23 protein-coding genes and 2 pseudogenes are annotated in these 26,650 nt (G+C 68.5%); 13 read left to right on the top strand and 12 right to left on the bottom strand.

The window, feature by feature from the left end; translation table 11 throughout:
• The first annotated feature begins 176 nt into the window (after positions 1 to 176).
• Positions 177 to 2,147, top strand: a complete 1,971-nt coding sequence (locus tag TNCT6_RS17565; protein WP_141360268.1) for an Ig-like domain repeat protein — start codon at positions 177 to 179, stop codon at positions 2,145 to 2,147.
• Positions 2,148 to 2,337: 190 nt separating this feature from the next.
• Positions 2,338 to 2,478, top strand: coding sequence for a hypothetical protein (locus tag TNCT6_RS40920; RefSeq protein WP_253266139.1), 141 nt, complete (start codon positions 2,338 to 2,340; stop codon positions 2,476 to 2,478).
• A gap of 153 nt (positions 2,479 to 2,631) precedes the next feature.
• Here the strand turns inward: TNCT6_RS40920 and TNCT6_RS17575 are convergent, their stop codons facing one another.
• Together TNCT6_RS17575 and TNCT6_RS17580 are read right to left on the bottom strand one after the other, a co-directional pair.
• Entirely contained in the window at positions 2,632 to 4,083 is a 1,452-nt protein-coding gene (locus TNCT6_RS17575; protein WP_141360269.1) for a flotillin family protein, read from the bottom strand.
• Positions 4,084 to 4,204: 121 nt separating this feature from the next.
• Positions 4,205 to 4,714: a hypothetical protein gene (locus tag TNCT6_RS17580; protein ID WP_141360270.1), complete on the bottom strand. Its 510-nt coding sequence runs from the start codon at positions 4,712 to 4,714 to the stop codon at positions 4,205 to 4,207.
• A gap of 303 nt (positions 4,715 to 5,017) precedes the next feature.
• Here TNCT6_RS17580 and TNCT6_RS39920 point away from each other — a divergent pair, with 303 nt between their 5' ends.
• The 5 genes and pseudogenes from TNCT6_RS39920 (at position 5,018) to TNCT6_RS39925 (ending at position 10,443) form a co-directional block, all read left to right on the top strand.
• The gene (locus TNCT6_RS39920; RefSeq protein WP_172632937.1) at positions 5,018 to 5,281 is read left to right on the top strand and encodes a hypothetical protein; all 264 of its coding nucleotides are present in this window, start codon (positions 5,018 to 5,020) and stop codon (positions 5,279 to 5,281) included.
• Between the two features lie 28 nt (positions 5,282 to 5,309).
• A complete protein-coding gene (locus TNCT6_RS17590) occupies positions 5,310 to 6,239 on the top strand; it encodes an N-acetylmuramoyl-L-alanine amidase (protein WP_141360271.1) in 930 nt (309 codons plus the stop codon).
• Positions 6,240 to 7,093: 854 nt separating this feature from the next.
• A complete protein-coding gene (locus tag TNCT6_RS17595) occupies positions 7,094 to 8,536 on the top strand; it encodes a DUF4153 domain-containing protein (RefSeq protein WP_373996178.1) in 1,443 nt (480 codons plus the stop codon).
• 278 nt (positions 8,537 to 8,814) lie between these two features.
• Positions 8,815 to 8,939: pseudogene (locus TNCT6_RS41905) on the top strand (VapC toxin family PIN domain ribonuclease); the annotation flags it as partial.
• 433 nt (positions 8,940 to 9,372) lie between these two features.
• Positions 9,373 to 10,443: a right-handed parallel beta-helix repeat-containing protein gene (locus tag TNCT6_RS39925; protein ID WP_172632938.1), complete on the top strand. Its 1,071-nt coding sequence runs from the start codon at positions 9,373 to 9,375 to the stop codon at positions 10,441 to 10,443.
• A 323-nt stretch (positions 10,444 to 10,766) separates the two neighbouring features.
• Here the strand turns inward: TNCT6_RS39925 and TNCT6_RS39930 are convergent, their stop codons facing one another.
• Complete coding sequence (locus tag TNCT6_RS39930; protein ID WP_172632939.1) at positions 10,767 to 11,489, bottom strand: DUF6461 domain-containing protein; 723 nt, start codon at positions 11,487 to 11,489, stop codon at positions 10,767 to 10,769.
• Between the two features lie 671 nt (positions 11,490 to 12,160).
• On the opposite strand from TNCT6_RS39930, the gene TNCT6_RS17620 reads away from it, so the two are divergent.
• Positions 12,161 to 13,870, top strand: coding sequence for a fibronectin type III domain-containing protein (locus tag TNCT6_RS17620; RefSeq protein ID WP_253266140.1), 1,710 nt, complete (start codon positions 12,161 to 12,163; stop codon positions 13,868 to 13,870).
• Positions 13,871 to 14,125: 255 nt separating this feature from the next.
• Here the strand turns inward: TNCT6_RS17620 and TNCT6_RS17625 are convergent, their stop codons facing one another.
• Both TNCT6_RS17625 and TNCT6_RS17640 read right to left on the bottom strand, forming a co-directional pair.
• Positions 14,126 to 14,434, bottom strand: coding sequence for a hypothetical protein (locus tag TNCT6_RS17625; RefSeq protein WP_141360275.1), 309 nt, complete (start codon positions 14,432 to 14,434; stop codon positions 14,126 to 14,128).
• A 636-nt stretch (positions 14,435 to 15,070) separates the two neighbouring features.
• The gene (locus TNCT6_RS17640) at positions 15,071 to 15,361 is read right to left on the bottom strand and encodes a putative quinol monooxygenase (RefSeq protein WP_141360277.1); all 291 of its coding nucleotides are present in this window, start codon (positions 15,359 to 15,361) and stop codon (positions 15,071 to 15,073) included.
• Between the two features lie 156 nt (positions 15,362 to 15,517).
• Here TNCT6_RS17640 and TNCT6_RS17645 point away from each other — a divergent pair, with 156 nt between their 5' ends.
• A complete protein-coding gene (locus TNCT6_RS17645; protein ID WP_373996179.1) occupies positions 15,518 to 15,688 on the top strand; it encodes a hypothetical protein in 171 nt (56 codons plus the stop codon).
• A 486-nt stretch (positions 15,689 to 16,174) separates the two neighbouring features.
• The gene (gene snpA / locus TNCT6_RS17650; protein ID WP_141360278.1) at positions 16,175 to 16,939 is read left to right on the top strand and encodes a snapalysin; all 765 of its coding nucleotides are present in this window, start codon (positions 16,175 to 16,177) and stop codon (positions 16,937 to 16,939) included.
• Between the two features lie 1,192 nt (positions 16,940 to 18,131).
• Here snpA and TNCT6_RS17655 read toward each other — a convergent pair.
• From TNCT6_RS17655 to TNCT6_RS17675, 4 genes are all read right to left on the bottom strand, one after another.
• The gene (locus TNCT6_RS17655) at positions 18,132 to 18,536 is read right to left on the bottom strand and encodes a hypothetical protein (protein ID WP_141360279.1); all 405 of its coding nucleotides are present in this window, start codon (positions 18,534 to 18,536) and stop codon (positions 18,132 to 18,134) included.
• 181 nt (positions 18,537 to 18,717) lie between these two features.
• On the bottom strand, positions 18,718 to 19,071 hold the full coding sequence (locus tag TNCT6_RS17660) for a DUF6233 domain-containing protein (protein ID WP_141360280.1): 354 nt from the start codon (positions 19,069 to 19,071) through the stop codon (positions 18,718 to 18,720).
• An 85-nt stretch (positions 19,072 to 19,156) separates the two neighbouring features.
• The gene (locus TNCT6_RS17665; RefSeq protein WP_308789469.1) at positions 19,157 to 19,387 is read right to left on the bottom strand and encodes a DUF397 domain-containing protein; all 231 of its coding nucleotides are present in this window, start codon (positions 19,385 to 19,387) and stop codon (positions 19,157 to 19,159) included.
• A gap of 794 nt (positions 19,388 to 20,181) precedes the next feature.
• Positions 20,182 to 21,732: an alpha/beta hydrolase gene (locus TNCT6_RS17675; protein ID WP_141360282.1), complete on the bottom strand. Its 1,551-nt coding sequence runs from the start codon at positions 21,730 to 21,732 to the stop codon at positions 20,182 to 20,184.
• A 483-nt stretch (positions 21,733 to 22,215) separates the two neighbouring features.
• Here TNCT6_RS17675 and TNCT6_RS40925 point away from each other — a divergent pair, with 483 nt between their 5' ends.
• Entirely contained in the window at positions 22,216 to 22,458 is a 243-nt protein-coding gene (locus TNCT6_RS40925) for a helix-turn-helix domain-containing protein (RefSeq protein ID WP_301184426.1), read from the top strand.
• Positions 22,459 to 22,625: 167 nt separating this feature from the next.
• Here the strand turns inward: TNCT6_RS40925 and TNCT6_RS17690 are convergent, their stop codons facing one another.
• A complete protein-coding gene (locus tag TNCT6_RS17690; RefSeq protein ID WP_141360284.1) occupies positions 22,626 to 22,832 on the bottom strand; it encodes a hypothetical protein in 207 nt (68 codons plus the stop codon).
• A 190-nt stretch (positions 22,833 to 23,022) separates the two neighbouring features.
• Positions 23,023 to 23,763 (bottom strand): class I SAM-dependent methyltransferase, encoded by a 741-nt coding sequence (locus TNCT6_RS17695; RefSeq protein WP_141360285.1) that lies wholly within the window; start codon positions 23,761 to 23,763, stop codon positions 23,023 to 23,025.
• A 486-nt stretch (positions 23,764 to 24,249) separates the two neighbouring features.
• Here TNCT6_RS17695 and TNCT6_RS41910 point away from each other — a divergent pair.
• Together TNCT6_RS41910 and TNCT6_RS17710 are read left to right on the top strand one after the other, a co-directional pair.
• Positions 24,250 to 24,447 (top strand): annotated as a pseudogene (locus tag TNCT6_RS41910) (site-specific integrase); the annotation flags it as partial.
• Between the two features lie 375 nt (positions 24,448 to 24,822).
• Positions 24,823 to 25,305: a DUF5994 family protein gene (locus TNCT6_RS17710; RefSeq protein WP_253266141.1), complete on the top strand. Its 483-nt coding sequence runs from the start codon at positions 24,823 to 24,825 to the stop codon at positions 25,303 to 25,305.
• 38 nt (positions 25,306 to 25,343) lie between these two features.
• Here TNCT6_RS17710 and TNCT6_RS17715 read toward each other — a convergent pair whose 3' ends face one another.
• The gene (locus tag TNCT6_RS17715; protein ID WP_141360287.1) at positions 25,344 to 26,537 is read right to left on the bottom strand and encodes a PP2C family protein-serine/threonine phosphatase; all 1,194 of its coding nucleotides are present in this window, start codon (positions 26,535 to 26,537) and stop codon (positions 25,344 to 25,346) included.
• Positions 26,538 to 26,650: the final 113 nt, after the last annotated feature.

Consider the following 26,650-nt stretch of genomic DNA (forward strand, 5'->3'; position numbering starts at 1 on the left):
GCCCACCCGGCCGGTCGCATCGAGTCGTGAAATTCCAGTCTTCAATTGTCACTGGCATGCCATACGCTGCACCTTCGGCAGCGTCCACGCATCCGTCGTCGGTGCGAGGGGGGACACGCGGCCCGTCCGTTTCCGCCCGGTGAGCACCGGGCTTCTTCCGTGGGGGTTCCATCACTGTGCGCAGGCGTAGCATCTCGACCGCGACGGCACTCGCGGTCGTCCTCAGTTCCGTGGCCCTGACCACGGGCGTGGCGGGTCCGGCGGCGGCCGACTCGGCGAAGGTCCTTCCAGTGACGTCGGTCGGCGACATGGTCGTGGACGGCACCCACCAGCGGGTCTACGTCTCCGACCCGACCGCCGGCAAGATCGTCGTCACCGACTACACGGGCACCGTGAAGGCGACGCTCACCGGGCTCTCCGGCGTGACCGGCCTCGCGCTGTCCGCCGACTCCGGCCAGGTGTACGCCGCCGTGAGGAACGGCAACCGGATCGTCTCGGTGGAGACGGGGACGTACACCCGGACCGCGAGTTACCCGGTCGGCGCGGCTCCCGGCGATCTGGAGGTCGTGGACGGCCGGATCTGGTTCTCCCACGGCAGCGACTTCGGCTCGCTCGACGTCTCCGGTGATGAACCCGTCGTCCACCTCGCCCAGCGGGGCGACGCCGACTTCTACACAGGCGCCGCGACCTCCCTGGCCGCCGACCCGGCCGTCCCGGGCGTCCTGGTGGCGGGCAACAGCGGCATGCTCGCCGTGTACGACGTCTCGGCCGACGGCGCCACCCTGCGCGCCAAGGGCGTCATGAGCACCGGCGTGGAGCAACTGGACCTGACACCCGACGGCAGCCAGGTGCTCACCTCGTGGGGCGCCTCGCCGTACGGCTACAGCCTCGGCGCCTACTCGACCACCGACCTCACCGAGCTGACCGGCTACCCCATCAACGCGTACCCGAACGCCGTGCGCGTTGCGCCCGACGGCACCATCGCGGGCGGCAGCTTCTCCTGGTACGACCCCGACGTCCACATCCACCGGCCCGGTGACCGGGTGCCGGTGCGGGAGTACGACTTCCCCAACACCGGCAACACCAGCGGCGCCGACACGCTCGTGAACGGAGCGCTCGCCTGGGCACCCGACTCGAGCCGCGTCTTCGCCGTCTCCGTGAACTCCTACGGCACCCACACCCTGCGTGCCCTGACCGACCCCACCAAGGAACTGCCCACCCTCAAGGTGTCGGCCCCCGCCAAGTCGGAACGCGCCAAGAAGCTCACCGTCAAGGGCAAACTGACCTCGAAGACGCTGCCCACCGCGGGCACCGCCCTGAAGGTGACGCGCACCGACGTCGAGTCGCCGAACGGCAAGGCACTGGCCGCCGTCAAGACCACGGCGGACGGCAGCTACTCCTTCACGGACACCCCGCCCGCCGGCGGCAAGGTCACCTACAAGGTCTCCTACGCGGGCGACGCCACGCACACCCCCGCCTCCGGCTCCGGCACGGTGGACGTCTCGCGCAAGGCGACCGCGCTGACCCTGAACAACAACGGCAAGCTGTACTCGTACGGCAAGAAGGTCACCTTCACCGCGCACCTCGGTACGACGTACAAGAACCGCACCGTCTCGATCTACGCGGACCCCTTCGGCCCCGACAAGCCGAAGAAGCTGCTGAAGACGGCCAAGGTCAACTCCAAGGGCAACCTGTCGGCGACCGTCGGCATGACCCGTGACACCACCGTCACCGCCGTCTTCGGCGGCGACGCCCGCTACGCCGCCAAGACCGTGAAGTCGACCGCGTACGCCCGGGTGAAGGTCTCCACCGCCGTCTCCCGGCACTACAAGACGGGCAAGATCGGCTCCACGACGTACTACTACTTCCGCAAGAAGACCGACCCGGTGTTCACCACGACCATGAACTACTACCCCGGCCGCAAACAGCGCTTCCAGCTCCAGGTGTACTACCAGGGCACCTGGTACGACTCGGGCTACGAGTACTTCGCCCTGTCCGCCAAGGGCAAGTCGTCCGTGAGCCTGGGGGCACCGGGCACGTCCGGCATCCGGGCCCGCATGCGCTCGTCCTACATCAACGGCTCCTCCGGCGACACCGTCAACTCCACGACCCACGGCGCCTGGAAGTACTTCACCTTCACCAACTGACCCACTCCCAGGCCGAACCGGTACGGTCCCCGACCCACGGGGCCGTACCGGCACCGGCGGCCGAGCGCAGCGTCGCGGCGGCCTACCGGCTGCTGGTCGCGCTGGAGTCGCCGGGCGTCGGCCGGATCGCGGGCGGCACCATGAACATCTGCGGCAAGCTCGGCGCGATACCGCTGCTCGACCCGCCGCCATGGGGATCGTCGTCCTCGACGACCACCGCGACCCGAAGTGGCCGGGCATCGAGGAAGCGCTCGACAAGCACCTCGCGGGCGACACGCGCTTCACGTACCTCGGCAAGGCAGCGCGATCGGCGTTCCTGCGGGCGTCCTGAGCACCTCACGGGCGGCGGCCGTCAGCGACCGGAGTGAGGCGTGTCGGAGTGAGGCGTGGACGTCCCGTCGGACCTCCCGCGGAGGACAGCGGAGCCCGGGCGCCACTCGGGCGTCCGGGCTCCGTGGTCGGCGGTGTCCCCCCGCTCGGTGTTCTACTCGGTGATGTCGATCTTGCCCTGGGACGGTTCGGCCGATGCCGGAGCCGATGACTCGACCTGCGCCGGGGTCTTCGTCGTGCCGCGTCCGGCGAGGCCCTGGAGAAGCTGGGCGAGGTCGACGCCAGTGGTGGAGCTGAGGAGTTCCATGCCCTGGGCGACGTTGTCGGCGACCGCGCGCGGGAGTTGGCCCGCGCCGTCCGTGGAGATGACGGTCAGCTTGTCCACGGCCGACAGCGGCTCTGCCGCCTTGCCGACGACCTGCGGCAGCACCTCGACCAGCATCTGGAGCACCGCCGCGTCGCCGTACCGTTCGAAGGCGTCGGCCTTCTTGTGCATGGCGTCGGCCTCCGCCGCGCCCTTGGCGGCGATCGCGGCCGCTTCGGCGTCACCCTCGATACGAACGGCGTCGGCGAGGGCCGCACGGTGGGCCTTCTCGCCCTCACCGGTGAGCCGGGCCCGCTCGGCGGCCGCTTCGGCCTCCTTGACCAGGGCGATGCGGTGAGCCTCCGCCTCCTGCTCGGCCCGGTAACGGTCGGCGTCGGCGGGCTTGCGGACCTGGGTGTCCAGTTCGCGGTCGGTCAGCGCGGCCTGCCGGGCGGCGACCTTCTCCTGCTCCTGCAGGACCTCCTGCCGGCGGGCGGCCTCGGCGAGCGGGCCGGCGGCGTTGGCGCGGGCGGCGGCCTCGTCCGTCTCGGCCTTGATCTCGGCCTGCTTCAGGGCGTAGGTGCGCTGGGCGATCGCGATCTCTTCCTCGGCCTTGAGGCGGGCCTGTTCGGAAGCGCGCCGGGCGACGGCCTCGGCGATGTCGGCCTCCTGCTTGGCGCGGGCCGCCTCAGGCCGGCCGAGGTCCTCCAGGTAGGAGCCCTCGGTGGTGATGTCCTGGATCTGGAAGGCGTCCAGCACCAGCCCCTGCCCGGACAGGCTGGCCTCGGCCTCCTCCGCGACCTGTCCGGCGAAGGCGGCCCGGTCCCGGATGATGTCCTCGACGGACATCCGTCCGACGATGGAGCGCAGCGCGCCGGACAGCACCTCCTGGGTGAACCCGACGATGCCGTCCTGCTGCTGGAGGAAGCGCTGGGCCGCGGCGCGGATCGAGTCCTCGGTGCCGCCGACCTTGACGATGGCGACGCCCTCCAGGTTGGCCTTCACCCCGCGCAGCGTGACCGCGCCCCGGACGGCCACCGGAATGTGCCGGCTGGACAGGTCGAGGGTGAACTTCTGCTGGACGAAGGGCACGACGAAGACACCGCCACCGACCACGACCTTCTGGCCGCTGTTGTCGATGGAGACACGGCCGGTCTCGGGGTCGGTGGACTTCTTGCCGCGCCGTCCGGTGACGATGAACGCCTCGCTGGGACCCGCGACCTTGTAGCGGGTGACGACCGTGAGGGCCAGCAGGACCAGGAGTACGACGACTCCTATCACGGCAATCAGAACAGGGCTCATGTGTGCAATCCCCTCAGCCCTCCCCGGGGGACGGCGAATTGGAACGGATCAGGAACGGACGCGGAAGGAAGAGGAAGGGGCGGGCGTTTGGGCCTCGTGGTGTGGAGCGTCGCTCCGGCGGTCAGTCCTCGACCGGCCGGACCGCGACCGAGGTCGCGGACAGGAGCGATTCCACCCAGACCTCGGCACCCCGCGCCACGGGCACCGAACACTTCGCGGCCAGCTTCAGCGGCTGCCCGGCGAGATGCACCAGCACCTCGCCGTACCCCTCGGCGGGAATAGCGGTCACCACGGAACCGGAGCTGCCGACGAGATCGCCGCCCTGTGGAGCGGCCGCGCCCTGCTCACGCATCAGGACACGGCTGAGTTTCCACGTCAACCAGCCCGCGGCGACGCCCGCCACCACGCCGATCGCCGTTGCCCCCGTGACCCCCAGACCGGTGGTGCCGAGCGCGATCGCTCCGCCGAAGCCGAGCATGGACACGAATCCGGCGATGACCGGCAGCGACAGCAGCCCGTCGAACAACCCGTCCAGCACCCCGCCGAACAGGCCTTCCAGGATCCCGTCGAAGATCAGCGAGAGCACCAGCAGGACCAGTCCCGCGATACCGAGACCCACAAACCAGTTCATTCGGGCCCCGCTTTCACTCGACGAGCCCCCCGGCCTGCATATTGCCATGCGATCGGGTGGCAATACATTGCCAGCCCTCGGCAATCTTTACGCGCGCTTGATGCCGCCTTGGTACCTCCTTCGCCCGGACGGCGACGTTCCGCTGCGGCTCGTGACGCCGAGCAAGGACGCGAAGCTCGACGGCGGTACGGACCGCCGCTCTGAAGGCCGACGCCCGCACTGCCGGAAACCGTGCGCTGCCCGCACGACGCGCCCCCGGGCCGGGGACGACGCGCACACGGTCAACGCTTCCGTTGCCGGGCCATGGAAGCGGCAGCGGCAGTGGCCATGGAAGCGGCAGTGGTGGCGGCAGCGGCAGCCGGGCAGGACATGGTCGGCACCCTGTTCATCGGCAAATCGAACGCCGGGTACAGCACGGGCGCCGCCGGCATTTCGGGGTCAAACACGGTCGTGAGCGCCTACGTTGGCAATCCGGCAGCGACGGCCGCCGTGCAAGGGACGGTTCCTCAGGTCTTCGCCGCCGGCAACCGGATCTGGATCACCGCCGTCCACGAAGCCGCCAACTGACCGATCCCTTCTCACCCTGGAGGTGCCCGTGGCCACGCCACTCACCGCTGCCCAGTTCCTCAACGCTCTGAAGGCCGAGGGCGTGAGCGTCGTCGAGGTCGGCGACTGGAAGAACCACAACCGCAACAGCAAGGGCGCCTGGGGGCCCGTGCACGGCGTGATGATCCACCACACCGTCACCAAGGGCACCGCGAACACGGTGAAGATCGTGCGCGACGGGTACGCCGGACTGCCCGGCCCGCTCTGTCACGGCATGATCGCCAAGGACGGGCGCGTGCATGTGGTCGGCTGGGGCCGCGCCAACCACGCGGGGTTGGGAGACCCGGACGTCTTGTCCGCGGTGATGGCAGAGCGGCGGCCGCCCGTCGACGACGAGGCCACCGTCGACGGCAACCGGGCCTTCTACGGCTTCGAGTGCGAGAACCTCGGTGACAACAAGGACCCGTGGCCGACCGAGCAGATCGAGGCCATGGTCCGCGTGATAGCCGCGATCTGCCGGCAGCACGGGTGGGGCGCCCGGTCGGCGCTGCGGCACCTGGACTGGCAGCCCGGCAAGGTCGACCCGCGCGGGCCCGGCCTGGACTGGGAGCAGATCCTCGACCGCGTCGCGAAGCGGCTCGACAGCAAGCCGCCCACCACCAAGCTGCCCGCCCCGGCCAAGCCGAAGGTGTCGCTGTCCAAGCTGATCGCCGCGGCGAAGCACGACCCGCAGGCCAAGGGGACGCCGGTCACCTATGCCGGGGTGAAGACCGTGGAAGCCGCTCTCGTCAACGAGGGCCTGCTCGCCAAGACCTACCTGGACGGCCACTACGGCACGGCCACCAAGGACGCCATGAGCGGCTGGCAGGAACGCTGCGGGTACCGCGGCCGCAAGCCCGGCGAGCCCGCCGACGGCATCCCCGGCAAGGACTCCCTCACCAAGCTCGCCAAGAAGCACGGCTTCACTGTCACCACCTGACGGAAGGACAGGCCGGCCATCGTGTCGGCCTCCGGGATCCCCGAGTCGCTGCCGTGGGCCGCCGGGTCGTCGGGTCGCCAGGTCGCCGGCCGTCGCCGGCGGCTTCGTTCGCGTGATGCCCGTCCCCGGCGTCCAGAGGCGAGAGGAGCCTTGACTGTGACCTGCGGCTTTCATGGCTGAGCCAGCCGGCCTGGATACGCCCGCCAGACACCGTGGTCGACCGCGGCTGACCGTCGTTTCCGGCACGGCTGTGGCACGCGGCCTCTTCGCCCCGAACTGTGGGCGGGACGGTCGCCGAGGCCTGCCCGGCTGATCGGACGCTCGCCGGCGGGTGGGATGTTGGTCGGCCGCGGTCGCGGCGGTTGCTGTACTCGCTGCAGACGGCCCCGCAGGCACACGGCGGACCGCCGGATCCGCCATGCCTCGGGGCGCCGGGCGAGCGCGGATGTCCCCGTCGGTCCCGCTACCCTTGCGGGCACGCCGCCTGTCGATCATGGCGGCCGGCTTCGCAAGCGACACCGGTACCCGCCCGACGTACCCGAGTATGTGCGTTCCGGGGCCGGTTGGGAGGGGGTCCCATGACAGAGAAACCACCTGTGCCCGCCGAACCGCTGGAGCGGTCCCGGAAGTCGGGGCGATTACCGGCAGGAGAGGCCGCGGACACGGGAGGAACACGGCGGGCGGGAACACCACCGGAGGGCAGGTCGCGCGCGACGACGGACACGCGGCCCGGCGAAGCCGTCAGTGCCGGGCGCCCGCCGCACCTTCCGCCCAGTCCGCCCAGCCTCCTGTACGCGGGCGCCTACCCCTACAAACCCTCGTTCCCCGACCTGCGCCGCGAACCGCCCTCCACCGTGAACACCGCCGTCCTCTGGGCGGCGCTCGCCACCGGCGTGCTCAGCATGGCGCTGCTCAACGACGGTGTGGGCGTCAATCTGTTCCTCGTCGCCCTGCCGGCCGCGGTCACCGCATACTTCGCCGCGCGCCAGGCAGGCCGGGTACAAGCCCGTTCCTGGACGCTCGCCTGGGGCATCGGAGGACTCACCCTCCTGCTGGTCCCGGCGGTCCGCGCCGCCCACTGGCCTTCCCTCCTCGCCGTGGCCACCGCCATCGGCCTCGCCTCGCTCGCCCTCCACGGCTCGCGGACGTGGCCCGGCGTCGTCCTCAGCCCCCTCGGGCTGGTCGATTCGCTGCCCAAGGGCGCACTCTGGGGCTGGCGCGGGGTGCGCACCCGTGCCGGCAACGCCTCCGGCAACGTGGGCTCCGCGCTGCGCGCCCTTGCGGTGACGGCCGTGCTCCTCCTCGTCTTCGGCGCACTGTTCGCCGGGGCCGACGCGGCCTTCGCCGACCTGCTGAGCAGGCTGGTCCCGGACACGTCCGTCGGCGACGGCCCCTGGCGCCTGGTGCTGTTCGCCCTCGGGCTCTTCGGCGCCCTCGCGGCGGCACACACCGCCGCCGCCCCTCTGCGGTGGGACAGCTTCGAGACAAGCGCGGGCCGCGCCCGCGGCCGGGGCGAATGGGCGCTCCCCCTGCTCGTGCTGTGCGCACTGTTCGCCGTCTTCAACGCCATCCAGCTCGCCGTCCTCTTCGGCGGATACAAGGCTGTCCTGGACAAGACCGGTCAGACCTACTCCGAGTACGCGCGGCAGGGCTTCTGGCAACTCCTGCTCGCAACGCTCCTCACCCTCCTGGTCATCGTCTTCGCGCTGCGCTGGGCACCGCGCGGCGGGCCGGGTGACCGGAACCTGGTGCGGGGGGTTCTCGGCACCCTCTGCGCACTCACCCTGGTCGTGGTCGCTTCGGCGGTACGGCGCATGGACATGTACGTCGAGGCGTACGGGCTGACGCGGCTGCGGATCTCTGTCGTGACCGTGGAGCTGTGGCTCGGCCTGGTCCTTCTGCTGATCATGGCCGCCGGAGTCTGGGGCGCACGCTGGCTGCCCCGCGCCGTCGCCGCGTCGGCCGCTGCCGGGGCCCTCGCCTTCGGTCTGGCCTCTCCCGACGGGCTGATCGCCGAGAACAACGTGCGGCGGTACGAGAAGACCCACAAGTTCGACCTGGACTACGTGCGTGGTCTCTCGGCGGACGCGGTCCCGGCTCTGGACAGGCTGAGAGAGCCCATGCGCTCCTGCGTCCTCGGTCCCCTGTCGGAGGAGCTCGGTCCGGCAACGGCGTCCTGGTACGAGATCAGTTGGGGAGAGGTTCGCGCCCGGCGGATCCTCGAGGAACGGCCGCCGGCGACGACCGACCCGGGAGCCTGCAACAGCAGCGGGGAGAGCATCGAGTACTACCGCTGACCTGACGCCCCGTTCCGCCGGGGCGGGCGGCCGGCGGGCCGTGATCCGCGACGGCGGAGGAGACGCCCGCCCAGGGGATGCGGACTCCGCGCGACCTAGTGGCACACGTGGGGCACGGCTCAGAACATGACGAAGGGCCGGCCTGGGAGGAAAACCCTCCTGAGCCGGCCCTTCTGCCTGTGCCCCCGGCCTTTCTGTGCCCCCGACAGGATTCGAACCTGCGACACCCGCTTCAGGAGTTTTCCCTGGTCAGGTCCCGTGCGATGATCGCCGCCATCGCCATCGCCATCGCCGTGGCCGAGGACCTCCCCCCTTCACCACCAACCCTGACGACTTCAAAGGGCTGGACGACCTCCTCACCGTCGTACCGGGCACCCGCCCGGAAGTGCCCCACGACGGCTGATGCCAAGGCATGGGTCGGTGGGAACACAACGGACCTCGTGGTGCGAGCGTGACACGGACGCGATCACGCAGCGGGGCCGGTTCGGTGACCAGAACGCTGACTTGCCGGAGCAAGCGAGTGACCGCGCTCAACTCACCCCTTTCGAGAGTCGATGCCAGTGAAGGCAACTTGGCCCTTGATCCGTTTTCACCGAAGGGGAGCGTGAATGCGCAGAGCGATCTCAGCAGCGAACGCCGTATGCCTGCTGCTCGGTCTGCTTACTCTGGCCACACCGCAAGCCGGCGCCCAAACTGGACCCCCTGCGGCAGCAGAGCACCAACGATCGGCACAGCAAAGGATCGCGTCCCTTCGCACCCGGCTTGCCGGGCACGCCCCCGTTTCCCTTCCGGCCAGGACACCAGCCCGGGTCACCAGCCGAGCGCTGAAGGTGACCGTGCGCACCTGCAACGCGAGTGACCTGATCGTGGCGATCAACGCGGTCAACGCGTCCGGCGGCACTGTGAACCTCCGTCGCGGCTGCACCTACACACTGACCAGCCCGGACAACGACAGCAACGCTCTGCCGGTCATCGTCAACACCGTCACTATCAATGGCAACGGTGACACCATCGAGCGCGCCGCAACTGCCCCGAAATTCCGTATCTTCGAGGTCGCCGCGCCCGCCGACTTCACCCTCAATAATCTGACCGTGCGCAACGGATACATCGGCAACCTCGGCGGCAGCGTAGGCGGCGGCATCCGGGTCGCCAGTGGCAGGTTGACCACCAACCACACCCGGATCACCGGCAGCATTGCCGACATCGCCGGCGGCGGGGTCTACCTGGACAACTCAAGCGTGGGCAGATTCAAGGCCACGACCATCGACGGCAACATCGCAGCCGGGTTCGGCGGCGGCCTGTACCTGGAATCCAGCGCCACCGCGACGCTGACCAGCAGCTCGGTCAACGGCAACCGCACCACCGCCGGCGATGGCGGCGGCCTGTACCTGGAACCCAGCGCCACTGTGAAGCTGACCAGGTGCTCGGTCACCGGCAACACGTCCACCCTCGCCATCGGCGGTGGTATCGCGAACGAGGGTGGCGCGGTGATCGCGAACCGCACACGCATCACGAACAACACCGCCGTACAGGGGGGCGGGATCTTCAATACCGGCGGCACCGGCTTCACCCTGATCAGCAGCCCGGTCATCGGCAACACCGCCAGCGGTTCCGGCGCCGTCGGGGGTGGCATCTACAGCGGTGGTCCGCTGAAGCTCAACAGCAGCCCGGTCGAGAACAACACCGCAACCGGGACCAACGCCCGTGGCGGTGGCATCTTCAACGGTGGGACCGCGACGCTTCGCAAGAGCCGGGTGGTCAGAAACCGTGCTCTTGGCACCGGGGCTCAGGGCGGTGGCATCTTCAACGGTGGCACCGTCACTCTCATCGCCAGCTCCGTAGCGGCGAACATCCCCAACCAGTGCGCACCACCCGGATCCGTGCCAGGGTGCCGGCGGCGCGGGTGAGGTTGTGTGCGAGGGCGGCGAGGGCGAGCCAGGCGGCGTTCGGCTGGAAGGGCCCGGAGAGGGCGAGCGCGCGGTCGGCGTCGGGCTCGTCGCGTTGGGACACATATGAAAGCCCGCGCGCTGATCGGCTCGCCGCCTGCTGAGAGGCGACCGCCGTCACATGCTGCCGTCGAAACGGCCCGGACCATGATCGGTCCGGGCCGTTTGTGCTGATGCGCTGGTGTACGCCCCCGTCCGGCGTCATCGATGTCAGCCATGGATGTCACAGGCCTTCTGATCCGTAGCTCGATGGTTTGAAGGTGAGGTCTTCCCTCTCTCGTGTGTCAGAGCTGATCTCGTCGCAGCCGTACGTGTGTCCCCTCGCCGTGCGCGTCCGTGACGTCGATGGTGATGCCCTGCCACTCCTCGACGGGTTCCTCCGGGACTTCCCCCACCTGATACTCGGCCTCCGCCAGTAGCTCCTCGGTCACCCGTACACCTGTGAGGCGCTCTGTCAGCGCCAGGACCGCTGCCTTCCTGTCGACATCGGGATCTTCGTCCCCCGACGGGTTGAGGCCGACCTCCAGCATCAGAGGATTGAGCGCATCGGGAGTGCTGCCGGTCCTGTCTGCGGGCCACTCGAAAGTGGTCCGCAACTCGCCCTCTTCGTACCAGTGGAAGAAGTGCATGGGCTTCCCCCCGTTGCTCGAATGCGAGACAGCACGCGTCCCGGCGGAGAGTGCCTCCATGAGGCGCGGGCGCGTGCCCAGATCGCCTCCGAACTCCAGAGCGAGAGTCCAGTTCCCTCCCTCGCCCTGCGCGGTGAACGCTCCTGCGAGGAAGGCTTCGGGCCACTCCTCGTACCCGTCCAAGAACTCCTGTTGTGCTTCGATGAGTTCGTTGAGTCCCTGACACGCACCTCGCGGCTCGGCCCCCACGATCCGGAACAACTCCGAAGGTGAGACTCCCCGGACCAGCGTCAGGGAGTACCCGACCTCCAATCCATGGGCGAACGGCGAGGACGAGGAACGTATCCAGCCGTAATCGGCTGCGGTGGCGGAAGTCATGCGGCGCATTCTGCCAGCGCCCACTGACACCGGAGTGCGCTGTTCTGAACCGCTCCGGGGCGTGCTTCGGACAGGCACAAAGACGCCCACCGGACACCTTGTTGACCGCGGCTGACCCTCGTATCCGGCGCGGCTGGGGCACTCAGGGGCGGGCCGGCTGCCGCCCTCGTTCTCCGGGTCGACGTTCTCCGGCAGTCCCAACACGGAGGCCCGTACGTCCGGCCGGGTCTCCTGCTCCGCTGCCTTGAAGAGTTCTTCCATTGGACATCTGCTGCTTTGAAGAGTTCTTCCCGTAGACATCAGGCCCGGTTTCCATCTCCGGAAGCCGGGGTCTGACCCGGCATTTCTCTGTCGGGGCGGCGGGATGTGAACCCACGACCCCTTCGTCCCGAAGCGACCTGGGTGGGCACACGGCCTTGGACTGCTGTTCCTCTGACCTTCTGCGTTGGTCCGCACGTGTCCACGCACCTTCTTGATCACCACACACCGGTCACCGCCGCGTACGCACGTGACGTGACGTGACGTGAGTGGAGCCGGTGCCCGACACGGCGAAGGGCCGGCCCCTACGACGAAGCGCGCCCTCCGTCGGTCTTCGCAGCGAACCGATCTGACTGATCGCAAGACTGGATCGAGACCAAGTAAAGGACCGTATGAGACCAGCAAGAAGCACCGTGGTGGCCACCGCCGTAGTGATGGCGGCCGTGGGTGGCCTGCTCACGGCCTCCGCCTCCGCCTCCGCCGCGACGAGTTGCACCTCCCCTGTCTTCAAGCGGGAGTTCTTCGCGAACACCGCCTTCTCGGGCACGCCGAAGAAGACGGACTGCGACAGCGCCATCAATGAGTCCTGGCCGGGCGCACCGGCCAAGGGGCTGCCCAAGGACAACTTCGGTGTGCGCTGGACCGTCACCCGTGACTTCGGCTCCGGGGGACCCTTCGCCTTCTCCGCCGAAGCTCGCGGCGGCATCCGCGTTTACCTCGACGGCGTCCGCAAGGTCAACCTGTGGAAGAAGGTTTCCAAGGCGCAGAAGCAGACCGTCAACGTCACCATCCCCAAGGGCAAGCACGCCCTGCGGATCGACTTTGTGAACTGGACCGGCCCGGCGAACGCCAAGTTCACCTACACTCCGCGCACCGCGGCCGGCGTCGACAAGGTCAAGCCCCTCGCCCCCTCCAGCCCCGTCGTCACGTACGACAAGGCCACGGGCAAGGCAAAGATCACCTGGTCGAAGAACAAGGAGATGGATCTCGCCGGCTACCGCGTCTACCGGCGCCTTCAGGGCCAGTCCTTCCCTTCCAAGCCTCTCGCCACCACGGCCTCCACCTCGTACACCGACATTCCACCTGCCACCGGCAGTACGTACGACTACCAGGTCCGCGCCTACGACAAGGCGGGCAACGAGTCGCCGGGCAGCGCCCTCAAGAGCGTCGTCACCGTCGACAAGACCCCGCCCGCGCGTGTGGCGGCGACAGTCGCCATGGGAACCGACCGGGCCCGGGAAAGCTATGTCGTCAGCTGGAAACCCGTTGCTGATGCCTCCCGTTACCGGGTACTTCATCACCTGTTCGTAGACGGACACTGGGAGCCGTGGTCCGAAGTCGCCACAACGACCGGCACCTCGGTCACCGACTACGTACCTGCCACGGGCGCCCCCGTGTGGTATCGCGTCGAGGCCTATGACGCCGCCGGAAACGTCGCACCCGCCCAAACCGGCGATGAGGTCAGCATCAACGCCTACTGGGCCCCCCGGGCAACCGACGTCACCGTCTCCTACCAGGGCGACAACCACGCACTCCTGCAGTGGACCCTGCCCAAGGACACCTTCGCTCTCTGGTGGGACGAAGTCCGCCTTCTGCGCAGCGTCGGCACCCCGTCGTCGGAGGAGACGACGCCACCGCAGTACTGCACCAGCCTCAAGTACGTCGCTGAAGGTGATCGATTCCGCTTCCGCTGTATCGCCGCGGTTACTCCAGGCGAGACGAACTTCTTCGCCGTGGAGCCGTACCACAGCAAATCCCTGCGGGCGCTGCCCAGCGCCATCGTCTCCGTGGTCGTTCCGGCCGCCCCAATGCCTGCCACCGATTTCACTGGTGTCACGGACGGCCAACGTGTGGACTTCAGCTGGACTGCGAGCGCTTCTGCCGACGTTGACCACTACGAGCTGCTCAGCGGCGTCTGGCACCCGGCCACCTCACCCAACGAGGAAGGGTGGTTCTACACTTATTTGACCGCCAATATTCCGGGCGATACCACGAGCATCAGGTGGCGGTACCTGCTCACGCAGGAGACAGACTTCGTGCTCATCGCCGTCGCAAAGGACGGCACCAAATTGTCGGCGAGCCAGTCGCCGCGGCTACGGATGTCAGCACCGACCGCCGGCTAGTTGGTCTGAACATCGCAAGGGCCCAGGTCGTGGATCACGCCAGTGACCTGGGCCCTGACCATTGGAGCGGGTGGCGGGAAGAGTGTGCTGGTTCGCCGAGAAGGGGTCCCGCATTCCGTGCAGCCACTGGTTTCAACGACACCCCGGATCATGCCCCCGACTCGTCGGAGCCGTCTGCGGCACACCGCGAGCGGTCGCAAGGGCGGCACCACCGTGAACATCCGCCGGGCCGTGATCAAGCCCACCCCCCCACAGCTAAGGCGTGCCGCTGCCCTGACGATCACCGCCCGCGAGCTGGCTCACCGCCATCACGATGAAGCCGATCAACATGAGCACGATGCCGGCCTCCCACTCCCGGACGCCCGGCCAGCTGATCACCAGCCCGAAGACCACCTGCCAGCAGAGGGCGAAGGCAACCACCAACTGACCCCAGCCGTAGAGGCGGACGTGGCGAACCGAACGCCGGTTCCAGGGGAGCACCCAGCCACGGGTAATCGCCGCTACGCCCGAGGCAGCGAAGAGCAACGCCACCAGAACAGAAGGTATGACGAGATAGCGGCTCATGTCCCTCCCTGGGCGCCGGGCCCACGCCGGGCGTCTCCGTGATCGTGACACCCACCGGGACGCCTCGTCCACGCGCAGCACCTTCCACGGCTGACCTTCAACGACTCTCCCTCATCTGTGATCCGGTCGACACCGACCGCGTCACCACCGTGCTCGGCGGCGCGTTCGCCACTGGTGCCGCCCGCACGTATCCCACCCGCGATGGCGGGCGCACCCGCCTGTACGTCACCGGCAGGCGGCCGGCAGACGGCGCTGGGGCTCCCAGATGCCGGGCTGAGGTCTATGGACGCCTGCTGAATCCCTTGCCGTCATAGAAGGAGTCGCCGGGCCTCCTGCTGAAACCCTTGCTGTCAGTGAAGGCTTCGCCGGGCTTCCTGCTGAAACCGGCATAATCGTCGAAGTTCTCTCCGGGCCTCCTCATGTGGCCATTTCCGTCGTAATAACTCTCCTCGTGGAGTACACGGTCCTCCTCAGGCGGGAATTTTGTGCGTAAGCGGAACCGCGCTGCCAAACCAGTGTTCGTGCGAGGCCAACGCGATTCCGTGGCACTCGTTGTCCTGGGCATGATAGAGATCAACTGCAAGCCTGCGGGGGCGAGACGGACAGACAGATGCGCCCTATCTCGTGATCACCGCCTCAGAGTCGTACGGGTGCGCTCGGGTGCACCTCACGCTTGATGCGCGGCATGATCTCGGGCAGGTAGATCTTCTGGATGGCTTCTCCGGCATCGTGGGCTTCCCAGTGGCCCCGGCTTGCCCAGCGCTCGACCAGCACGAACCGGGCGGGATCCTCGTGCGAGTGGTATGCCTCCCAGCTGACACAGCCGTCCTCGGTGAGGCACAGCGGACGCATTCGAGCCAGCGCGTCAGCGACCGGCGTGACGTCTTCGGCCTTGGGAACGTGCACGATGACGATGAGGTCGAACATCACTACTCCTTGATGCAGGCCGGCTGCGCGGCGGACAGCGTACAGCGGAGGTCGGCGGAGTCTTCATGATTCAGTCAGGCGCCGCCGCGCTCGGATCCTGGAGCACTCGGACGTCAGCCCGACTACTGCCTACGGCCGGGCGCGCACCTCGTTCGCGTGGCCGACGACAGCCCGGGCCGCATGGTCCCGGAGCCACTGGGTGCGGCGGACACGCTGCTGGAGGCGGGCGAGGAACCGACCGACCTCTCCTCCACGCCGCTCGCCGTGCTGCACGGCGGGCCCGGCTTCCATCCTGATCAGGACGGAGCGGCGGAGGCTCAGCGGTGAGGGATGCCGCCCAGCGCCGAGGGTGACTCCCTTGGGGGCGGCTCGGGGCCGGTGGAGCGCGAAAGAAACGGAAGCCCATGTTCTATGACGTCGGTCACATCGCTCCACCAATCAACCGGCATGCTTAGTAGACGTGGCATGGCGGGCATCTGAGCATTTGTCCGCCTTGGTCCGGATGTGGGCCCTGCCGCGCGTCCCGGTATTCCGCCCGGCCGGCCCGTACTCCCGTTGGCCCGCGCTGTAAGGCTTCTGACGCCGCGACAGCTTCTTCTCCTGCCGCCATGCGCGGACCGGAGACCCGTGCACTGCCCTGGCAACGCCCCGGGACCTACGAGGCGACGTAGTGGCGGGACCCTTTGCGCTCCCTGTCGCGCCGTTCTAAGAATGACGACCCACAGGACGTCGCCGCAGTTCGGAACCGGTGTTCACGCAGAGTCGACCGCGCACCGGGCGCTCGGCGTCACCGAGTGAGTAGGAGCCCCCCACATGAAGTCGTCCCGAACGTCCGCGAGACTCCTCGCCCTCGCTCTCGGCCTGGGTCTGGCCTCCAGCGCGCTGGGCGCGGCGGTGCCGGCGAGCGCCCAGACGGCCGCCACCCCGTCCGCTGCCGCCGGTACCTCCGTGTCACGGTACGCCGGGTCGGTTGAGGAGGCCGCGAACAACAAGGCGTTCTTCGAGGCCGTGCTCAAGTCCGTCGCCGAGAAGCGCGCCGCCCAGCCGAACGCGCAGGCGGTGACTGTCTATTACAACGCCTCCCGGGCACCGAGCTTCCGTTCGCAGATATCGAGCGCGGCCTCGATCTGGAACAGCTCCGAGTCCAACGTCAAGCTCCAGGAGGCGTCGAGCGGTGCCGACTTCTCCTACTACGAGGGCAACGACCCGCGCGGGTCCTACGCCTCCACCAACGGCCACGGAAGTGGCTACGTCTTCCTCGACTACGCCCAGAACCAGCAGTACGACTCGGTCCGCGTCGTCACCCACGAGACTGGGCACGTGCTGGGCCTGCCGGACGACTACAGCGGGCCGTGCAGTGAGCTGATGTCGGGCGGCTACGCCGGCCCGTCCTGCACCAACCGCTACCCGAACGCCGCCGAGCGCTCGCGTGTCGACCAGCTGTGGGCCACCGGACTCGCGCAGGCCCCGGGCACGGTGACCGGGCCCGCTGACCACCTGAGCGCTGCACCGCCGGTACGGCCCGTGATGCCGAGCCGCGGTCCATGGCATCGGCTCCACGGCACGTCCTGGAGGTGATTGCGTTCCCAAGCGGGAAGCGGGAAGCGGCTCGCTGTCGAGGACGGCTTCAGCCCAAGCTCAAGACGGTCGTCCGAGCACTCTTGCAGGTCGGCCGACAGACGCTGGTGCTTCGTATGGCTGTCCTGGGAAGGCGGAGCCGGGAGGCGAAGCCAACCGCCCACTGGTGGTGACCTTGAACGTGGCCAACAGGGCCGGGTCGGTCGCCAACACTGCCGGCCCGGCCACGATGAGCAGAAGCCACCTCTCTCGCCACCCACCCGCGCCCATAGCACCCCCAGAGCTGGGTAGCGGGCCGATGCTCGCTTGCGCGGAGACGGAGGTGAGGACCGCGGAGACGGATGTGAGGACAGAGATGCCGCCTCATCTCTGTGCTTCAGTGGCGCCAGTCCCAGCCCCCTGACGGTAGGGCGCGAGCCGGCCGGCTTCCTCGCCGCTCCGCGGCTGACCCTCGTATCTGGCACGGCTGTGGCACGCGATCTCTCCGTCCCGAAGCAATGCGGGCGACTCCGTGACCTGCGAAAGGACCACCCGTGACTGCCCGGACGGTCCCAGAGGCTTTGCGGACCGGCAGATATGGCTGTGCGGAGCAGATATGGGCTAAGTCGACGTGTGACGCTCAGCCCGTCGTGCTTGAAGACGATCCGTCGGAGCAGTGGTCGTATGCGGACTTCATCGAGGGATACGACGCGCTCAGGGCTATCCGACTACCCGGGGCGTCAACTGCACAGACGTATCCCCATGGGCCTGAGGCCGGCTTGATCCGCAGTAGCACTTCGTAGGATGAAATCTGCACATGACGGTCGCCCCTCGCTGCGACGACTCCCAGACTGCGCTGTTCTGCGCACGCGTTGTCCCCATCGCCAGCACACCAGAAGACGCGCACGGCGTTGGACGTGTCATTCGTCAGTGCGATCGGGGCGACGTTCTCGGGGTCGGTCGGATCCGGGTTGCAGCCGGCGATGCAGGGGGCCGCCAAAGCAAGGAGGACCGCGGTCACGCAACGAGGGACACGGTTAATCAGAAAGTTCACGGGCCCCTTCGAAGGTTGTCACGCGAAGCCGCACCCTATGGCAAGACCTCCGGTCAAAGATAATGAGCTTGGGAAGCTGCGTTCATTTGCGGCCGGACGCGACGTGGCCCCCGCCGAACTCCTCGGCGGGGGCCACGCACCGCACAACCCGATGTCAGGTCAGTGCCGACTCACCTTGGCGATACGGCACTTCAGCCCATCGGGAGCCTTGGTGAGGCCCCCGGCCTTCTCGTTGGCCTTCTGGCCCGCCGCCAGGTTGTTCACCATCGCCACACCCTCGCTGGAGCGCGTGCCGGAGCCGTCGACGAACTCGACCTGCACGATGTACGAGCGGCTGCGCGAGTCGTGATTCTCGATGGCCAGCTCGGCCTGCGGGAAGCCGGCGAGACTGTCGGTCGACGAACACTTCGTGATCTTGACGTCGTCCTCGGGCTTGTCCACCCCGGCCGGCTTCGACTCCGCCTTGGTGTCGCCACTGCCCCCCGAGCCGGTGCCGGTGCTGGTGCAGCCCGTCAGTACAGCCGCAGCAGCGGCCACCGCCGCCAGCCAGATACGCGTACGCATGTGGTGAGTGCCTCCCCCTGATGAACCTACGGACCGCAGAACGTAGCGGCCCAAACCTGGTCGGTAAACCCCGAACCCGGTCGATAAGCCCCGAACCTGGCGGTAGGCGCCCCAACGAGACAGCCGACGACAGCCTGACCGACGCTTGATCAAAATGCGCCGGGCCGGAAACCTGTCGCCGCTACTCCAGGAAGCCGAGCAGCGTGTCCGGACGGCACTGTGCGCACGCCCGTATCTGCTGCCGCAGCGCCTCCAGGGCCTGCGGCCGGCTCACCGGTACGCACCGCCCGCTCTTGCGGATCGTCCAGCAGTCCCCGGCAGGCACGGCGGCCACGTTCCGGCGGCTCAGTCTGTGCTCGACCAGCCACTCCGGTGGCGTCGTCCAGGACTCCTCGCCGCGCCGCCGCTCAGCCGCCTGGCACTCCTCCTTCACGATCCACCGGTCCAGCTGCTCCCGACTCGCCCGCCCCTGCTGCGCCGCCACACGCCGCGCGAACTGCAGCAGCTCCCAACGGGAAGGCACGGCATCGCTCACGTGTTCGATATTCACGCGGGAGGTGGCGACCCCAGAAGTCACCGGACACGCCTACAGAGTCAGTAGCCCCCAGTTTTAAAGGCCACTAGCCGAATTCGCCGTCACGCACGCCCCGTTGGAACGCCGCCCACTCCTCTGCGGTGAATCGCAGCGGCGGCAGTTCCCTGTTGTTTGAATCGCGGACCGCAACCGCTCCGTCGCCGAGGTCTGCGACCTCCACGCACGTCTTTGTCCACCTGTTGGTGTAGCTGCTCCTGGCCCAGTGCACAGCAGTCAGGTCCATTGCGTACAGCTCAACCTTTGCTGCGTCCATCATGGGATCTCCTGTCGATATCGAATGGGACGTTCTCTTTTCAGCATCACCCTGATCGCCCAGATGTGCACCGGAAGCGGCAGCAAACCGGCAAAACGCCGTCAGTCCGAAGGCGTCTCTCGATCGCCCGCTTCCTGCGCGGCCGGGACTGCCCCGGGACCGGAGACCATGGATGCGCGGTGGTCAGCCGCACCTTCGTGAAGGCGCTCGTCGTGTTCGTGGTCGTGGGCCTGCAAGCGAGGACCACAGCGGGAAGCATCGTGGCTGGCGGCCTGGGGGCCGTCTCTGCGGCGCTATGGCGGCCTGCGCGTTCCGGAACGACCTGCGTGCCCGATTCGTCGCGATCTCGTGATGCAGGACATTTCAGCGAGAAAGCAGGCCCTGCTGAGGTTGCGGACTTCCCGCCACTGAACGTGCTTCGGGCGGCCTCGTGAACGACGGTGAGGCCTGCGGACCGGTGCTGGCGCCCGTGTACGCCCACCGATACCTGCCCGCCGGCCGGGGAAGCTTCGGACATCCGGTGTTCTCGATGTGGCAGACCGACGTCAGTGATTGGCACCTGCACCGGTACCCAAACCACCAACACCGAGCAGGGGAAGGGTTGGCGTCGACTGTCGTCATCTGTCGTCGTCGGCCGTCCTCGGACGGCCCAGGGACGGCCCAGGAGGCCGAGCCGTCCCATGACGCGCCTTCTGATCCGTAGCTCTCTGTGGATCGGCCGGTGAGCGGCATACCGGTCGCGCTACAGCTTTGCGAAGAGGCCGTCGGACGGGGGAGACTCGCTGTCTGCCCCTGCGTCAGGTGCAGACAGTGCCCACGGGTGGGAGCTGACCGTTCAGCAGGTAGCGGTCGATGGCGGTGTCGACGCAGGTGCTGCCATGCAAGAAGGCCGTGTGACCGTCGCCGTTCCTGGTGAGGAGGCGGCTCGAGGAGAGCTGGCGGGCGAGCGCCTGGGACCAGACGTAGGGCGTGGCCGGGTCGCGGGTGGTGCCGACGACCAGGATCGGCGGAGTGCCGGGTGCGGTGATGCGATGCGAGGGCTGGGTCGGCCCGACCGGCCAGTGCGCACACATCTGGAGGAAAGTGGAGTCGAGCGCCCCGAACTGGGGTGAGACACGGACGAACTCGGGGAGCGCCGCCTCAGCCTGCGCGGGGGTGAACCGCGGGCCGAGCGGGGCGCTGAGGCAGCTGACCGCCGTAATATCCAAGTCGCCGACGGCGGAGTGCTTTTGGTCCGCGGCGAAGAGTTTCTGCAGCCCGGTGGTGTCGCGGTGGGTCACCTCGCTCAGCAACACGCGCAGGTCCTCCCACGCGGGCAACCGCAGCGCTATCGCCACAACAGCAAGGAGGAATTGTCCTGTGATGGTGACGTCCTTGCCTGGCAGGAGCGGGTTCCGGTCGAGTGCGGCCGCCAGGGCGTCGAGGGTGCGGTTGGCTTCCTCGACAGAGTGGCCGACGGGGCAGTCGGTGCGGGTGGCGCAGTCGGCGGCGAAGGACTCCCAGGCGACCTGGTATCCGTGCGCGGAGTCCAGGAAGCGGTGGTAGCCGTCGATGGAGGGGTCTACGGCTCCGTCCAGGATCATGCGGCCCACACGGGAGGGGAAGAGTTCGGCATAGGTGGTCCCGAGGTAGGTGCCGTAGGAGAGGCCGAGGAAGTGCAGCCGTTCGTCTCCGACGAGGGCGCGCATGAGGTCCAAGTCCCGTGCTGCCTCCAGGGTGCCGACGTGGGGCAGTAGCCGCCCGGAGTGCAGTCGGCACGCATCGGCGATCTTTTCGTTCACCGTGTCCACGCCCTCGAAGTCCGGTTTCCCGGCGGTGGTGATCGCACCAGCATGGGGGAGGGCCATGGCCGTGTCGGTGTTGCAGTCCACCGGGGTGCTGTCGCCGACCCCACGCGGGTCGACCGCGACCAGGTCGTAGGCGGCGCGCACCGATGGCGAGAAGGCATCAGCGGCGGACCACAGTCCGGTGATGGCAGGGAAGCCTGGACCACCGGGGTTGTACAGCAGGGAGCCGATCCGTTTCGCGCCGGTCCCGGTGGCCCGTTTGCGGGTGGCCGCCAGCGTGATGTCGCCCGCGTCGGGGTGGGCGTAGTCCAGCGGCGCCTTCAGGATCGTGCACTGGAAGGCCGGTTTGTCCGGGCAGGGCTTCCAGTCCAGTTGCTGCTGGTAATAGCGCAGCAGACCTGCCGGGACGGTGGCCTCCGTTCCGGCGGGGATATGTGCCGCGCTCAGCCGCAGGTGGGTGGCCGTGCACGAGGTCAGCAGCAGCCCGCAGGCGCTCAGCACCGCAAGCGCGCCGCGGAGCCTGCGCCGGGGTATTCGGTCACTGGTCGGGGCAGCGTTCATCGCCAGCCTCGCTTCTGCCCGCGCGGGACACGGGACTTGTGGGGATCGAGGGTGGGGTCGCGATCGTCGGCCCTGGCGCCGGGACCCGTCCTCGAGCAGCGCTCTCGCCGATCCGCTTTGCGATGTGTAACCAATGCACCATAGATCGTGTTTGCGTGACCGTTCGACTGAGCCGAATGTGTGAATCGTGCTGCTCCACGTTTCATACGAGGCCCCGTCATGAGTTCCCGCGGCCATAGGCGGGGTCACAGATGAGGGAACCCTCTCCGACCTGCTTTTTTCGCAACGACTCTGATACGTAGCCTTTGCGGTGCCGAGATCCGTGTCTACCCGACCAACTACGACCGCTGGGTGAGTCTGGAGATCTTTGACGGTGCGGGTTACGTCGGGTCGTGACGGCTCCTGTGGGATGCGCATGCCGGGAAGGTGAGGTATCCCGATGGCGGTGGGCTGACGGCCGAGGAGCGGGCTCGGCGTGAGCAAGTGCGGTTCGAAGCCGCTGATCTGATCGAGGCCGGGGCCAGTGACCGGGAGGTGGCCCGGCGGTTCAGGGTGACCCGGATGTCGGCGAACCGGTGGCGGCGTGCGTTGGCTTCGGGCGGTCGGCAGGCTTTGGCCTCCAAGGGTCCCGGCGGGGCGCGCGGGAGGGCGACCTGGAACAGGCGCTCGTCATGGGCGAGCGCGCCCTCGAAGGCGAGCGCCAGTCCGTCCCTTCGCTCATCGTGACGGGCCGCGAGCTGGCAGCCGAGATGAGGAGTCCCCACCCGCCACGTGCTTCCGGGCCGACTTGGACCTGGCGTGCCCGACGGGTCGGCACGGTCCCTGCGGCTCTCCCGGCTGCGCTCGCGCGGGAGCGCCCCGCAGCGCGTGGCTGCGGGGCCGCCTAGTGGGGTTCAGTCGACCGTCTGCCCGTTGTGCGTACCGCCCCTGCAGGTCCCGGTATGGGGCACGGCCGGGTTCGACCAATCGACCGTTCCGCCGCCCTGCGTGCACTCACCCGGGGTGAGGCTGGCGGCGGTAGCGGTGGCGGCACCTGTGAGGCCGAGTCCGGCGAGGGCTGCCGTGGCGATGACGGCGGCGAGGATTCGCCGAATGCGCATTCGGTTCCCCTTTCACGGATTGCCTCGGTTAGGGCGCTAGTCAGCTTGACCTTCACCCATGTGGGTGGCGCGCCATGTTGCGCCATTCGGGTGACAGGGCTGTCGGGTGCGGGGTCGGTGACGCGACCCGTCAGACAGGCCCCAGGCCTGCCCGGCGAGGGGATGCCTTCACGTCTCGGCGCGGCGGAACTTACGGTTTGTGGGTTACCCAGAGCAGTTCCGCCGGCCAGCGGTGTGCCCAGTCGGGTGGGTCGGTTTCGTTGTAGCCGTTGGGTGTTCCGAGTTCGGGCCGCGGCTCGATGAGGTCGTCGATGATGAGACCCGCGCCGCGCAGGACCTTGACCCAGTCGCCGTAGGTGAGCTGATAGCTGGTCGCGCCGTCGTCTTCGGCGATGGTGTTCAGCCCGAAGTAGTCCTGCTGCAGCGTCGTGGTCACGCGGCTGGCGGCTTCGTCGTAGCAAGCTTCGAACCATGGGCTGGCGACGTTGAACACCAGGCGCCCGCCTCGGCCCAAGACGCGTGCGGCCTGCGGGACGGCCAGGTGCGGGGGCGCCCAGCTGAGCCCCCCGAAGTCGCAGAACACCAGGTCGAAGCTGTCGGCGGCGAAGGGGAGTTGTTCGGCGGCGCCTTGCACCAGCGGGTAGCGGACCGCTCCCATCGCGTGGGCTGCTGCGGCGAGTTGGGCTTCGGACAGGTCGAGCCCGACCACGGTGGCGCCCTCGGCGGCGAGCGCCCTGGACCACTGGCCGGCGCCGCAGCCGAGTTCGAGGACGCGCTTGCCGGTGACGTCGCCCAGGGCGTGCAGGTGCGCGTCGGGGATGGAGTACATGCCCCACAGCCGGGGTGTGGCACCGATTTGCGGGTCGTGCTCGTGCTGGTAGGCGCTGCTGATCTGGTTCCAGAGCCGCCGGTTGGCGGGGATGCTGTCCACGTGCCGACTCCAACACTGCCTGCCGGGGGCGGTCAACACGATTAGGGCACTGGCCGGCCCTCGCCTCGGTCCGGCCCCGGCTCGGCCCATGATCCGCCGGACGAGCCCTAGCGGCCTGTCAGTCGCCGTGGCGGCGGCCATCCTGGGCTTCCTGTGGAAGCGTCCACCGTGCGCCGGGTGACGTCAGCGTAAGCGTGTCGACACCCGGTACTCGCCACCTGGGCCCTGCGCCTTGCCGGTAGTCGGCGGCTCGTCCGTGTCGGCATGGGGTTCCGGCAGGGCGAAACCCTCGGGCTGCATTGGTCGTACGTCGACCTGGAAGCGGAACTGTTCCGCCCCGAGTGGCTGCTACAGCGCCTCACATGGCGGCACGGCTGCGACGACCCCCACGTCTGTGGCGGGCGCCTTCACCGCTTCGAGCCGTGCCCGCCGGACTGCATCACACACAAGGGGTACAAGCGTGGCTGCCCCGAAGGCGTGCACCAGACGCTGGCCTCCACGGCCGGGGCCAGCACGCGGGAGCTGATGACGCGGATGGGCCACAGCAGCTCGCGCGCCGCGCTGATCTATCAGCACATGACAAGCGACCGGGTCCGGGCCATCGCCGAACGGCTCGGTGCCATGATCAGGTGCGGTGGGGGAGTGGTCTCCGCCCCCTCCGAGAAGGACCCTGCGGGCCCGTAGTGGCACGCCTGTGGCACGGCCCCTGAAACGCCGAAGGGCCAGCCTGGGAGGAAATCCCTCCTGAGCTGGCCCTTTTCTCTGTGCCCCCGGCAGGATTCGAACCTGCGACACCCGCTTTAGGAGTTTTCCCCGGACAGGGCTGTGACCTTCGGAAACAGCAGCCGAATGGTGTCTGGCCTCGGAAAACACCCCTCCGTAGTTCTCGGGTGTTCACGGGATTTCCCGGCCTCGTGTGTGCCGAATCCGTTCTGGCTGGGGTCGGCTGCCCGGGACAAGGCGATTCGGGAAACATCGACGCCCGTGGCACGAGGAGTAGCGTGGAGGCGGCGAGGCGAGTCCCGTGATCGCACCGATTCCAGAAGACGGGTGATCCTCATGACCGGCTCCGATGCACGGCCTGTTTCCCGGCATGTGCCCAGTGGCGTTCACGAGGCCGTGCAGCCGGGGTGTGCGCTGCTCCGGCTGGAGACCACGGAGGCACGCGAAGGCGTCCTCGATGGTGCGTGGTGGCCGCGGTCGCGCGACATCGGTGCCGAGCTGCCCGCGCTGCTGAGCGCCCTGACCGGCCGCCTCGGCCCCGTCACGCGCGTCGGGCTGGACGCCGCGGCCTGGGAAGGGCTCCCGACGCGGATCGTCGTCGAGGACCGGGTGGTGCACATCGACTCCTTTCCGGTGGGCGACGACACCGTCCTGATCACTCGCGGCGATCAGGACATCTTCTCGCTGCTGGTGGTTCCGCCGGACACGGCACCCGAGGCCGCCCGCGCCGCGATGGCTCAGGCCGTCCGGGCCGACAACGTCACCCAGGCGGAACAGATTCTCATCGACACCGGAAGCGCACAGGTGCCGCCGGACTGACGAGCGAGCCGGAGCGGCACTGGACGACATCGATGAGGTCAGCCGCGCCACTCCACCAGGAGCAGCGTCGCGTCGTCCGTGGTGTGTCCGCCCCGGGCCCGCTTGAGCGTGTGGGACAAGGAGCGCGCCACTGCCCGGATCCCGCGGCCGGTTCTCTCCAACTGGTTCACCCAATCAATCAGCTGGCTCTCTCCGAACTGCTCTTCACCCATCGCGTGTTCCTCGATCAGTCCGTCGGTGAAGCAGAGGAGGCGGTCCCCCGGCTCCAGCTTCATCTCGCAAATCTGCGGCTCCGGACCGCCGAAGCCCACAGGGAGGGTCGTCGGACCGGTCAGCCGGAGGGCTACACGATGATCACGGACGAGCATCGGTGACGGGTGCCCGGCGTTGACCCACTGAAGATGTCCCGTCGTGGTGTCCAGCTGCAGCATCTGCGCGGTGACGAAGTGCTCGGGGCCGAACTGGTGCGCCACAGCGCGGTCCATGAAGTCGTAGATCTCCGGCAGCCCGGTGCCGGCGCGGCGGGCGTGACGGTAGGCACCGATGGCCACGGTGGCCATCGTGGCCGCGTCCAGGCCGTGGCCCATCGCGTCGATCATGGCCACGTGGAGGACGTCTCCGTTGAGGGCGTAGTCGAAACTGTCCCCCGCCACGTCATAGGCGGGTTCCAGGATCCCGGCCACGGCGACCCGAGGCATGAGCATCGCCAGTGGCGGCAGCAGGGACCACTGGATCTCCGCGGCGACGCTCATCGGTTCGCGGCGTCGGACACCGAAAAAGAGGTCGGAGTAGCCGTGCTTGGTCACCAGTAGGTCGGCCACCAGGCCGGCGATCCTGCGCAGTATGCGGCGGTCGTGATCGTCGACGCTGTCCAACGTGACTGCCATGACCCCGACCTGGTCGCCGCCGTCCAGCAGCGGCAGGTGGACCCGCACGCCGTCGTCCTCGGGCAGCTCGACGGGGTGAGCGTCGAGAAAGCAGCGACCCGCCACGGAGTCGTCGATCACCTGCAGTTCGCCCTCCGTGAGGCCGTCGCCGGGCAGGGGTACCAGCAGCAGTTGTCCGTAGTCCTGCAGCAGCACCTGCGGTCGGCGGCCCCCGAGCCGCTCCATCACGTCGGCGACCAAGGGCCCGATGAGATGGGGCGGCAGTTCATGCGCGCGATCGAGGACCTCGCCCAGCAGAGCTTCCCCGAAGCTCTCGGAGCGGTCCGCCCGCCGTCCGGTCGTCATACACTCACCCGCCACGGGCCGGGCCGGTCAGCGCGGCGGGCTGGGACGACGCAGGGTCTGCCGGTGTCATCGCTCCATCGAGGGGTCGTAGACGCCCGGATCGGCTCGGGCAC

The sequence above is a fragment of the Streptomyces sp. 6-11-2 genome, assembly GCF_006540305.1.
Lineage (GTDB): Bacteria > Actinomycetota > Actinomycetes > Streptomycetales > Streptomycetaceae > Streptomyces.

What these genes read in the sequence shown, in the direction of transcription:
- TNCT6_RS40920 (WP_253266139.1), top strand. Translation starts at nt 2,338, where the DNA reads ATGGGGATCGTCGTCCTCGACGACCACCGCGACCCGAAGTGGCCGGGC.
- TNCT6_RS17575 (WP_141360269.1), bottom strand. Translation starts at nt 4,083, where the DNA reads ATGAGCCCTGTTCTGATTGCCGTGATAGGAGTCGTCGTACTCCTGGTC.
- TNCT6_RS17580 (WP_141360270.1), bottom strand. Translation starts at nt 4,714, where the DNA reads ATGAACTGGTTTGTGGGTCTCGGTATCGCGGGACTGGTCCTGCTGGTG.
- TNCT6_RS39920 (WP_172632937.1), top strand. Translation starts at nt 5,018, where the DNA reads ATGGAAGCGGCAGCGGCAGTGGCCATGGAAGCGGCAGTGGTGGCGGCA.
- TNCT6_RS39930 (WP_172632939.1), bottom strand. Translation starts at nt 11,489, where the DNA reads ATGACTTCCGCCACCGCAGCCGATTACGGCTGGATACGTTCCTCGTCC.
- TNCT6_RS17625 (WP_141360275.1), bottom strand. Translation starts at nt 14,434, where the DNA reads ATGAGCCGCTATCTCGTCATACCTTCTGTTCTGGTGGCGTTGCTCTTC.
- TNCT6_RS17640 (WP_141360277.1), bottom strand. Translation starts at nt 15,361, where the DNA reads ATGTTCGACCTCATCGTCATCGTGCACGTTCCCAAGGCCGAAGACGTC.
- snpA (WP_141360278.1), top strand. Translation starts at nt 16,175, where the DNA reads ATGAAGTCGTCCCGAACGTCCGCGAGACTCCTCGCCCTCGCTCTCGGC.
- TNCT6_RS17655 (WP_141360279.1), bottom strand. Translation starts at nt 18,536, where the DNA reads ATGCGTACGCGTATCTGGCTGGCGGCGGTGGCCGCTGCTGCGGCTGTA.
- TNCT6_RS17665 (WP_308789469.1), bottom strand. Translation starts at nt 19,387, where the DNA reads ATGATGGACGCAGCAAAGGTTGAGCTGTACGCAATGGACCTGACTGCT.
- TNCT6_RS17675 (WP_141360282.1), bottom strand. Translation starts at nt 21,732, where the DNA reads ATGAACGCTGCCCCGACCAGTGACCGAATACCCCGGCGCAGGCTCCGC.
- TNCT6_RS17690 (WP_141360284.1), bottom strand. Translation starts at nt 22,832, where the DNA reads ATGCGCATTCGGCGAATCCTCGCCGCCGTCATCGCCACGGCAGCCCTC.
- TNCT6_RS17710 (WP_253266141.1), top strand. Translation starts at nt 24,823, where the DNA reads ATGACCGGCTCCGATGCACGGCCTGTTTCCCGGCATGTGCCCAGTGGC.
- TNCT6_RS17715 (WP_141360287.1), bottom strand. Translation starts at nt 26,537, where the DNA reads ATGACGACCGGACGGCGGGCGGACCGCTCCGAGAGCTTCGGGGAAGCT.